The organism is Streptomyces sp. NPDC002536 (genome assembly GCF_053594995.1).
Genome location: NZ_JBSFWU010000168.1, coordinates 1 through 9,254, shown reverse-complemented (window position 1 = coordinate 9,254; position 9,254 = coordinate 1). Strand labels below are relative to the sequence as shown.

Sequence of the window (9,254 nt, the reverse complement as noted above, 5' to 3'; positions counted from 1 at the left end):
GTCTCCAACTCGGCCCTCAAGAACCCCGGCATGCCCGAAGAGGACATCGTCAACAAGCAGCTCGACAGGCTCCGCACCGCCGCCAAGTAGGGCCGGCCGCCCTGACCCACCGCGTGGCCCTCAGAGGGCGACGCCCGCAAGGTGCCGATAGAGCACGTCATGCCCCTCCGGCGTGGGGTGCAGCCCGTCGGCGAGGAGGTCGGGGCGGTCACGCAGCGGTTCCCACGGATCGAGATGGTCCACGTGGTGAACGGCACACCAGGAACGCAGGTCCTCGCGGAGGGTCGAGGCGCGTTCATGGGTGAAGGACATGCCTTCATAGGCGGGGGCCCGGCCCTCGTCGAGCCAGGTGGGGCCGACGACGACCAGCCGCGCCCCGTGGGCCAGGGCCATGGCTGCCAGCGCGTCGAGACTCTCTTCCGGGCGGATCGAGCCGTTGCCGGCCGAGGATACGTCGTTGATGCCTGCCGCGACCACGAGGGTGTCGGGGAGACGAGCCGGCAGGAGGGCAGGGGTCTGCTCGGCGGCGTCGGCGAGCGTGGCGCCGGGGACGGCAAGGTTGAAGACACGGTTGTTGGTCTCGTCCGCAGCGATATGGCCGGTGGCCAGGCGGGCCGCCCAGCCACCCTGCGGATCGCAGCGCCCGTACGCGATGCTGTCGCCGACGATCACGATGCGAGAGGCCGGGCGCAGCGGCTGCGCGTCCAGGTAGGCCCATGCGCTCGCACCCGAGGAGAGCCGTACCCGGCGGCGGACGTAGTCGTCGACCTCGTAGTCGTCGGCGGCAGCCAGGTCGGCGTCCGTGAGGTGCAGCACGGCGCCCTCGACCTCGGCGCCGATCCGGCGCTCCAGCGTGAGATGGACGTCGAGGCCACTGGTGGCGATCACTTCGGGGTCGGTGATCCGGATGGGCCGGGTCGTATGTCCGGCGAGCGCGGCCGGTGTCTGGGGAACGGCCTGTCCGAAGATGGTCTTCTGGACACGCTCGTCCAGGAGAGTGCCGAAGGAGAACAGGGCATGGGGGCGGGTCTCGTTCACGGAAATGCAGTCTTTCTGGGACAAAGTGTGCAGGGCGGCACCCTCGTTGGTGGAACTCTTGAGTGATCTTAGGGTCTATCCCGTAGATCGCGAGTGGAGCCGGAGGCGGATCGAGGCGGCGGTTGCGGTGCCGTGGAAGACGTAGGCGCGCTTGTCGAACCTCGTGGCCACAGCCCGGAAGCCGAGCAGAGCCTGTGCGACCGCGAGGGTGACCAGCTCGGAGTCGGTCACAGGCAGCACGGTGGCTGCTCAGCCGAGGCCAGAGGCTCGGCGCGGGAAGAAGTCGGCGCTTTGGACGTACTCCATCGCTTTGGCGAACTCCGGGTCGCCGAGGCGCTGTTCCATCTCCTGCGGGCTCAGGTCCTCCACTCGGGCCTGGATCCAGTACAGGTTGCCCAGCGGGTCGCGCACTCGCCCGACCCGGTCGCCGAAGGACAGGTGTGTGACCTCGGTGACCGAGGCGCCGCCGGCCGCAACAGCCTTTCGGTGCACGGCATCGGCGTCCTCGACGTAGAGGCGGAGGAAGCCGGGAGTCGGCGGCCACTCCGGCCGCGCGTCGAACATCATCACCACCGAGTCACCGATCCGCACCTCTGCATGCTCGATGCTTCCGTCCTTACCGGCCAGGCACGCGAGCTCCTTCGCGTCGAACGCCCTCTTCATGAAGTCGATGAGCTGCATTGTGTCGCGAGAGATGATCCACGGCGTCACAGTGTTATAGCCCTGGGGAACAGGCTTGACGGACATCTGGCTGCCTCCTGGCGGTGCGAGTGCCTCAACGTGGTGATGACGCTAGCTCCGGCCTAGGTCACATCATGTCCTGGAAGGCGCACCTCTGGACGGACGACAGTGGGTGGCGAAGGCGTCGGCAGGGTCGTTGAACGGCTCCTGCACGACGGCGGAAGGCTGCTCCCCTGCTCGGTCCACCGGGGCGCGGGCCGCCGCCAGGGCGGCGGCCCGGACCGGCTTTATGATGCCTCCTTCATGATGCCTCTCGCCTGCGGCGGCGGAGGGCGAGGAGACCACCGGCGAGCGCGGCCGCGGCGCTGGAGCCGCCGAGGATCACCGGGGTCGGGGACGAGGGGTGCGACGACGGGTGGGCGGCGGGCTGGTAGCCGCTGGAAAAGCCCTTCGTGGCGTAGTCGGAGCCCGGCATCTTGTCGGCGTACCGGCCCTTCACCAGGTTCTGGTAATCGGCGAGGGACACCGACGACTGGCCGCCGAGGCCGCTCTTGGCCGCGTCGTTGAGCGGTGTGACCTGGTTGAGCGTCAGCTGGTACCAGGCGTGGAGCTGTGGCTCGGAGAACACCGGGCTGGCCGCCGTGCCCTTGCCCGCGTAGCCGGCGTCGCTGTCGCTTTCGCGTACGGCGGCCAGGTGCCAGCCACCGCCCTGGGTGGCGCCGAGCAGAACCGTGGCGCTGCGCGCGTTGTTGGCGCTGACCGGAGCGGCCACGTAGGAGAGGTGAAGTGCCGTGGCAGCTGTGGGCAGGGCCTTGCCGGACACGAAGTCCGAGGTGATCTCGAACACGGCCAACGGGGTTTGCCCCACGGTGAAGGACGGTTGGCCTTCACACGGATTGGTCGTGGAGGGGATTGACTGCGACTTCCGCTGGCCGCCCTGAGGAACGGGGACGCTGAGAAAGCGGCAGATGGCATTGTGGACGTCGGTCGATTTCAGCGTGTCCACCGCGCTCTGGAGATCCGGGATGTCGGGGGGAGCTGCGGCGGCGTGGGCCGGGAGCGCGGTCACGGCGGACAGCAGTGCCGTCGCAGTGAGCGCGAGACCGAGCGGGCGGCGGGTACGCCGATGTGAACTCGGCGCCGGTGACATTCTGTTGATGGACATGATGTCTGCCTCACGTGGCCGAGACGCCGATTTGGGTATGGGTCCAGTCGAACGAGCTGTTGCTCACGTAGTCGTTGTAGTTCCACCAGGTGTAGGTCTGGGTGGCCGGCCAGGGATCGGCGACGGCGATGGTGTTGTTGGTCTCGTCGTAACCGTAGATGACGTTGAAGTGGCCGCCGCCGGACTTCCAGCCGATGCGTGCCAGGAAGGGACGTGAGGCATCGACCTCGGTGTGGGTCTGGTCGAACGAGGCCGCGCTGTACTGGAGAGTGCCGGTGTTGGCGAAGCCGATGAGGCGCCAAGCACCGGCGATGTCGTTGGGCGTCGCGGGCTGGTTGTTGCAGCTGACACCCGTGGCCCGGTTGGCCAGGTTGCAGAAGTCGGTCTGGCTGTAGTTGTAGCCCCACCAGCTGGCGATGGTGTTGCCCGAGGCGTCCCAGCACCACTGGCTCTGTTCCTGCTTCTGCATGTTGATGGAGTCGTAGGCGCCGGCTTGAGCCGTACCGACGGCGGCCGCCGTCCACCCCGACACGGCAAGCGCCAGAGCGGACACGGTGGTTACGAGCCTGTTTCTGCTCATTGTCCTGCCTTTCGTGAAGGGGGTGGAGAGGGTGTGGCGTGCGGGTATTGGGAGCGGTCAATGCTTCGAGAGCGGGCCCATGGGGGCATGGAAAGGAGAAGAAGGTGAATACGGAAAAGGGGTGCTCGCCTTGCGATCGCATTGCCGTTGGTGCGGCAACGGTGCCCCCACCCGGAGTCGACACGTTCCGCGCCGAACGGGCGCCTCCGTATCGGGAAGCCAGTGCCAGAGAAGCGCAAGGCGTCAACCTCGACCAGGGGCCGAGCGCGAACTTCACCCGGGTGAGTGAAACACTCCGATAATGGTTCCGCATTGCATTCCGGCTGTGCCGGTGACGTCATCCGTCACGAAATGCGCGAAGCCGATGGTGAATTGCCTCGCGCATCGTTGATGCTCGCCTTTGTAGAGGCGATCGGCGCCGGCGAGCAGATTGGCCACCAGGGCCGGCGCTCCGTCTCCCACGACACCGGGCTCTACCGTGACCGCAACACCGCGGTCAACGCCGCCCCAGCGCCACGAACTCCCTCCCCTCCGCGCCCCATTGCTCCGTCACCTTCCACCCCGACTCCCGCGCATACCGCAGCAGCGCAGGCACACCGACCCGTGCCCACGGGAACTGGGAGCCCAGGCGCCCCCGGCCGTCGTCCACCCGGACGTCCACCCGCTCGTCCACGTCCGCCGGCGCCGCCTCCACGAGCAACCGGCCTCCCGGCGAGACGACTTCGGCGACGCGCGCCAGCAGCGCCACCGGGTCCCCGCCGATGCCGACGTTGCCGTCGACGAGCAGCGCCGTCCCCCAACGCCCCTCCCCCGGCAGCCGGTCGAAGACCGACCGGCACAGGGCCGCGCCCCCGGTGCGGCGGGTGCGGGTGACGGCTGCGGGGCTGACGTCCACGCCCAGGGCCACATGGCCCAGGGCCGCGAGAGCCGACACCAGACGCCCCGGGCCGCAGCCGATGTCGATGATCGTGCCGCGGCAGCGGGCGAGGACGGTCATGTCGGCCGGGTCCGCCGCGGCGCACCAGCGCTCCACCTCCAGAGGGAGCAGCCAGCCGTCCGGGCGGCGCAGGAACAGGGGGCCGCTGCCGGCCCGTACCGCGTCCGCGTACGGGTCCGCGCACCAGGCCGTCATCGGGCGAGCCGGGCGGCCAGGGCCGCGAAGCGGCCGTGCGGGGCGGCGGCGGCCACGCGGGGCACGTCCGGTGCGGTGTCGACGTCGCGGAGTTCGGGGAGTTCGCGGACGGTCAGGCCGGCGGCGGACAGGCGTGCACGCTGGTGCGCGCCCGTCTGCGGCGTCGACATCGGTACGCCGCGCAGGAGTTCGGGGCGGGGGTCGGCGAGCCCCAGTGCCCAGAAGCCGCCGTCGGCCGCGGGGCCGAACCACGCGTCGCAGTCGTGCCAGGCGTCGTCCGCCAGCGCGGGGGCGAGCAACTCGGCCGTCACCTGCGGGGTGTCCATGCCGATCAGCAGCGCCGGGCCCGTGCACCCCGCGAAGGCCTCCGCCAGGCGTTCGTCCAACTCGCCCGCGCACTGCGGCACCACGTCGAAGCCCGGCGGCAGCCACCGGCCGGGGCGGCCGTCGAGGGCGAGTACGCGGCGGGTGGCGGGCATGGTGCGTACGGCGTGCAGGGTGTCGGCGAGAGCGGCCTCGGCCAGTGCCGCGGCCTCGTCGGAGGTGTACGGCGGGGTGAGCCGCGTCTTGACGCGGCCCGGGCGGGGTTCCTTGGCGATCACCAGAAGCGTCGTCACCGCAGCACCGCCCGCATGTCGCGCACCGCGCACCACGTGCCGCGCCAGGTGCCGGTCACCTTCGACCGGCCCGTGCGCGGCAGGTACGGCACGTCCGTCTCCGTCACCCGCCATCCCTCGGCGGCGGCCCGGACGACCATCTCCAGCGGGTAGCCGCTGCGCCGGTCGGTCAGTCCCAGGGCCAGCAGCGGCTCGCGCCGGGCTGCCCGCATGGGGCCGAGGTCGTGCAGCGCGAGACCCGTGCGGCGGCGGAGCATTCCGGCGAGGGCGAGGTTGCCGACGCGGGCGTGGAGGGGCCAGGCGCCGCGGCCCTGCGGGCGGCGGCGGCCGAGGACGAGATCGGCGGAGCCGTCGCGGACGGCCGCGACGAGTCCGGTGAGCAGGCCGGGGTCGAGCGAGGCGTCGCAGTCGCAGAAGCACACGAGGTCCGCGGTGGCGGCCCGCAGCCCGGCATGGCAGGCGGCGCCGAAGCCGCGGCGCGGCTCGTGGACGACGGTGGCGCCGAGCGAGCGGGCGACGTCCGCGGAGCCGTCGGACGAGCCGTTGTCGACGACGACGGCGCGCCAGCCGTCGGGGATGCGGGCGAGCACCCAGGGCAGGGCGGCGGCCTCGTCGAGGCAGGGGAGGACGACGTCCACGGGCGGCGTCGTCATGGGTCCAATGGGGTTGGTCACCCCTCTCACCTTACGAAGACAATTCCGGCAATTCGGATCCACGGTCCTTACAGAACGAGGACGTCACTCCTGGTGAGAGCTCTCCGCACGGCATCGCGGGCGCGACAGTGCGAGGCTTGCGGCATGCAGCAGCACCCCCCGACCCCGCCCCCGCACCGTGTCCTCGTCGTCGACGACGATCCGACCGTCGCCGAGGTCGTCGCCGGATACCTCGACCGCGCCGGCTTCGCCGTCGACCGCGTCACCGACGGTCCCGCCGCCCTGGAGCGGGCCGCGGCCGCCCCGCCCGCCCTCGTCGTGCTCGATCTGATGCTGCCCGGCATGGACGGGCTGGAGGTGTGCCGGCGACTGCGCGCCGGCCACGGCCCGCTGCCGGTCGTCATGCTGACGGCACGCGGCGACGAGGACGACCGCATCCTCGGCCTGGAGGTCGGCGCCGACGACTACGTGACCAAGCCGTTCTCGCCCCGCGAACTCGTCCTGCGCGTCGAGGCCGTACTGCGCCGCGCGCAGGCCGCCGTCCCCGCGTCCGCTCCCCCGCTGCGCGCCGCCGGGCTGACACTCGACCCGGCGGCCCGCCGCGCCACCCGCGACGGAGCCGAACTCGCCCTCACCCTGCGCGAGTTCGACCTGCTGGCGTTCCTGCTGCGGCACCCCGGGCGGGCGTGCAGCCGCGAGGAGCTGATGCGCGAGGTGTGGGGCTGGGAGTTCGGCGACCTGTCCACGGTGACCGTGCACGTGCGGCGGCTGCGCGCCAAGGTCGAGGACGACCCGGCGCAGCCGCGCCTGATCCGCACCGTGTGGGGCGTCGGGTACCGCTTCGAGGGCGGTGACCTCTGATGAAGGACGTCCTGCTGATCGCCCTGTTCGCCTTCCTCGGCGCCGCGACGGCCGGGCTGCTCGGGGCCGTCGCCCTGCGGGCACTGCGCCACCGGTCGGTGGCAGTGTCGCTGACCGTGGTGGCCGCGGTGTCGGTGACGGCGATGCTCGCCGGGACGCTGGCCGTCGCGTGGGCCATGTTCCTGTCCTCGCACGACCTCACGGTGGTGACGACGGTGTGCGCGATGGCCGCCGTGGTCTCGCTGGCGACGGCCCTGCTGCTCGGGCGCTGGGTGGTCGCCCGCAGCAACGCCCTGACGCAGGCGGCCCGTTCCTTCGGCGACGGCGGCAGCTTCGCCGCACCGGGCGGAAGCGCGACGGCCGAACTTGCCGCGCTGGGCCGCGAGTTGGCTGCCACGAGCGAGAAGCTGGCGCGGTCGCGGGAGCGCGAGCAGGCGCTGGAGGCGTCCCGGCGCGAGCTCGTCGCGTGGATCTCGCACGACCTGCGGACGCCGCTGGCCGGGCTGCGGGCCATGTCCGAGGCGCTGGAGGACGGCATGGCCGAGGACCCCGAGCGCTACTTCCGCCAGATCCGCACCGAGGTGGACCGGCTCAACTCCATGGTCGGGGACCTCTTCGAACTGTCCCGCATCCATGCCGGGGCGCTGCCGCTGAGCATCGGGCGGATGTCGGTGTACGACCTGGTGGGCGACGCCCTGGCCGGGGTCGGGCCGCTGGCGCGGGAGCAGGGGGTGCGGCTGGTGGGCGACGCGGTCGAGGCACTTCCCGTCGAGGTCGACGGGAAGGAGATGACGCGCGTGCTCGGCAACCTCCTCGTCAACGCGATCCGGCGGACGCCGGCCGACGGGACGGTCGCGGTGGCGGCGCAGCGGGAGGCGGACACGGTGGTGGTGTCCGTGACGGACGGCTGCGGGGGCATTCCGGAGGAGGACCTTCCGCGCGTCTTCGACACGGGGTGGCGGGGGACGGAGGCCAGGACGCCTCCGGCGGGGGCGGGGCTGGGGCTCGCCATTGTGCGGGGGATCGTGGAGGCGCATGCGGGGCGGGCTACCGTCCGCAATGTGCCGGGGGGGTGCTGTTTCGAGGTCGTGCTGCCGGCCGCACGGGCGTGACGCGGTGCGGGGCGCGCCCCGTCAGGGGCGCGGGGCTGTTTTGATTTGCGGCTCCGCCGCGTGGGCGCGAGCAACCACCGGCGGCCCGCAGCCGAAGGGCCGGGCTCAACCCGCCAGCTCCGCCACCCCCTCCCCGAAGGGGACCCGCGGGCACCACCCCACCGCCTCCCGCAACCGCCGCGACGTCGCCGTCACATGGCGGACGTCACCCAGGCGGTATTCCCCCGTCACCACGGGCTGCGGGCCCCCGCACGCCTCGGCCAGAGCAGCGGCCAGTTCCCCGATCGTGCGCGGGCTGTCGCTCCCGCAGTTGTACGGCCTCAGCCCGCCGCCGGGCGAACCCGCCTCCAGCGCCAGTACATTCGCCTCCGCCACGTCCCGCACGTGCACGAAGTCCCGCCGCTGACGGCCGTCTTCGAAGACCTGCGGCGCCTCGCCCCGCGCGAGGGCCGAGCGGAAGAACGACGCGACGCCCGCGTACGGCGTGTTGCGCGGCATTCCGGGCCCGTACACATTGTGGTAGCGCAACGCCACCGCGCTGCCGCCCGTCGCGCGGGCCCACGACGCCGCCAGGTGCTCCTGGGCGACCTTGGTCGCCGCGTACACGTTGCGCGGGTCCAGCGGCGCGTCCTCGTCGACGAGCCCCGGCGTCAACTCCCGTCCGCAGCGCGGGCACGGCGGCTCGAAGCGGCCCGCCTCCAGGGCCCGGGGTTCGCGCGGGCCGGGGCGGACCGGGCCGTGGGCGGGGCAGTCGTAGCGGCCCTCGCCGTAGACGACCATCGAGCCGGCGAGCACCAGCGTGCGGACGCCCGCCTCGTGCATGCCGGCCAGCAGCACCGCCGTACCGAGGTCGTTGCACGCCACGTACGCGGGTGCGTCCGCGAAGTCCTTGCCGAGGCCGACCATCGCGGCCTGGTGGCAGACGGCGTCGACGCCCTTCAACGCCCGTGCCACGGCCTCGGGATCGCGGACGTCGTCCGTGGGCACGAGCCCGGTGTCCATGACGACGGGCTCGTGCCCACGGGCGGTGAGGGCGCTGACGATGTGCGAGCCGATGAAGCCCGCGCCTCCGGTGACGAGTACACGCATGACCTCGACGCTAGAGGCGGATCACCGGCCCCGCACCGCCCCGGGGCGTTCCGTCACAGGTCCGTAAGACCCGTGCTCCGCGCCTCCCAGCGCTGTTCGACCTTGCCGAAGCGCCAGTACGCGAGCGCGATCGCCCACACGACCACGAACAGGCCCACGATGACGAACCCGACGTTGTCGAGGTCGAGTCCCGAGATCCAGCCCGTGACCGCGTCGTTCAGGTCGAGCTTCTCGTGCAGGACGCCGACGAGTTCGATGGTGCCGATGAGGAAGGCGACGGCGATCGACAGTCCGGTGATGGTGAGGTTGTAGTAGACCTTGCGGAC

General features: G+C 71.8%; 12 protein-coding genes. 2 read left to right on the top strand and 10 right to left on the bottom strand.

Annotation, left to right across the window (positions count from 1 at the left end; genetic code table 11):
• Positions 1-120 precede the first annotated feature (120 nt).
• The 8 genes from ACWD4B_RS33860 to ACWD4B_RS33825 all read right to left on the bottom strand — a co-directional run bounded on the left by ACWD4B_RS33860 (position 121) and on the right by ACWD4B_RS33825 (position 5,866).
• Positions 121-1,038 (bottom strand): GDSL-type esterase/lipase family protein, encoded by a 918-nt coding sequence (locus ACWD4B_RS33860; RefSeq protein ID WP_451424371.1) that lies wholly within the window; start codon positions 1,036-1,038, stop codon positions 121-123.
• Positions 1,039-1,287: 249 nt separating this feature from the next.
• The gene (locus tag ACWD4B_RS33855; protein ID WP_451424370.1) at positions 1,288-1,785 is read right to left on the bottom strand and encodes a VOC family protein; all 498 of its coding nucleotides are present in this window, start codon (positions 1,783-1,785) and stop codon (positions 1,288-1,290) included.
• Between the two features lie 235 nt (positions 1,786-2,020).
• On the bottom strand, positions 2,021-2,566 hold the full coding sequence (locus tag ACWD4B_RS33850) for a hypothetical protein (protein WP_451424369.1): 546 nt from the start codon (positions 2,564-2,566) through the stop codon (positions 2,021-2,023).
• A 328-nt stretch (positions 2,567-2,894) separates the two neighbouring features.
• Entirely contained in the window at positions 2,895-3,464 is a 570-nt protein-coding gene (locus ACWD4B_RS33845; RefSeq protein WP_451424368.1) for a papain-like cysteine protease family protein, read from the bottom strand.
• Between the two features lie 273 nt (positions 3,465-3,737).
• Positions 3,738-3,902 (bottom strand): hypothetical protein, encoded by a 165-nt coding sequence (locus ACWD4B_RS33840; protein WP_451424367.1) that lies wholly within the window; start codon positions 3,900-3,902, stop codon positions 3,738-3,740.
• A gap of 58 nt (positions 3,903-3,960) precedes the next feature.
• Positions 3,961-4,596, bottom strand: a complete 636-nt coding sequence (locus ACWD4B_RS33835) for a class I SAM-dependent methyltransferase (RefSeq protein ID WP_451424366.1) — start codon at positions 4,594-4,596, stop codon at positions 3,961-3,963.
• The gene (locus ACWD4B_RS33830; protein WP_451424365.1) at positions 4,593-5,213 is read right to left on the bottom strand and encodes a TIGR04282 family arsenosugar biosynthesis glycosyltransferase; all 621 of its coding nucleotides are present in this window, start codon (positions 5,211-5,213) and stop codon (positions 4,593-4,595) included. The genes ACWD4B_RS33835 and ACWD4B_RS33830 overlap by 4 nt, the downstream gene beginning before the upstream one ends.
• Positions 5,210-5,866: a glycosyltransferase family 2 protein gene (locus ACWD4B_RS33825; protein ID WP_451424372.1), complete on the bottom strand. Its 657-nt coding sequence runs from the start codon at positions 5,864-5,866 to the stop codon at positions 5,210-5,212. Before ACWD4B_RS33825 ends, ACWD4B_RS33830 begins: the two co-directional genes overlap by 4 nt.
• A gap of 144 nt (positions 5,867-6,010) precedes the next feature.
• Here ACWD4B_RS33825 and ACWD4B_RS33820 point away from each other — a divergent pair, with 144 nt between their 5' ends.
• Positions 6,011-6,727, top strand: a complete 717-nt coding sequence (locus tag ACWD4B_RS33820; RefSeq protein WP_451424364.1) for a response regulator — start codon at positions 6,011-6,013, stop codon at positions 6,725-6,727.
• The gene (locus ACWD4B_RS33815) at positions 6,727-7,839 is read left to right on the top strand and encodes a sensor histidine kinase (RefSeq protein WP_451424363.1); all 1,113 of its coding nucleotides are present in this window, start codon (positions 6,727-6,729) and stop codon (positions 7,837-7,839) included. Before ACWD4B_RS33820 ends, ACWD4B_RS33815 begins: the two co-directional genes overlap by 1 nt.
• Before the next feature lie 105 nt (positions 7,840-7,944).
• On the opposite strand, the gene ACWD4B_RS33810 is transcribed toward ACWD4B_RS33815, so the two are convergent.
• Together ACWD4B_RS33810 and ACWD4B_RS33805 are read right to left on the bottom strand one after the other, a co-directional pair.
• Entirely contained in the window at positions 7,945-8,928 is a 984-nt protein-coding gene (locus ACWD4B_RS33810) for an NAD-dependent epimerase/dehydratase family protein (protein ID WP_451424362.1), read from the bottom strand.
• Between the two features lie 53 nt (positions 8,929-8,981).
• A partial coding sequence (locus ACWD4B_RS33805) for a HoxN/HupN/NixA family nickel/cobalt transporter (protein WP_451424361.1) occupies positions 8,982-9,254 on the bottom strand: 273 nt, incomplete at its 5' end.

Coding starts and splice junctions, on each gene's coding strand:
- ACWD4B_RS33815 (WP_451424363.1), top strand. CDS start 6,727: ATGAAGGACGTCCTGCTGATCGCCCTGTTCGCCTTCCTCGGCGCCGCG.
- ACWD4B_RS33820 (WP_451424364.1), top strand. CDS start 6,011: ATGCAGCAGCACCCCCCGACCCCGCCCCCGCACCGTGTCCTCGTCGTC.
- ACWD4B_RS33835 (WP_451424366.1), bottom strand. CDS start 4,596: ATGACGGCCTGGTGCGCGGACCCGTACGCGGACGCGGTACGGGCCGGC.
- ACWD4B_RS33810 (WP_451424362.1), bottom strand. CDS start 8,928: ATGCGTGTACTCGTCACCGGAGGCGCGGGCTTCATCGGCTCGCACATC.
- ACWD4B_RS33825 (WP_451424372.1), bottom strand. CDS start 5,866: ATGACGACGCCGCCCGTGGACGTCGTCCTCCCCTGCCTCGACGAGGCC.
- ACWD4B_RS33845 (WP_451424368.1), bottom strand. CDS start 3,464: ATGAGCAGAAACAGGCTCGTAACCACCGTGTCCGCTCTGGCGCTTGCC.
- ACWD4B_RS33855 (WP_451424370.1), bottom strand. CDS start 1,785: ATGTCCGTCAAGCCTGTTCCCCAGGGCTATAACACTGTGACGCCGTGG.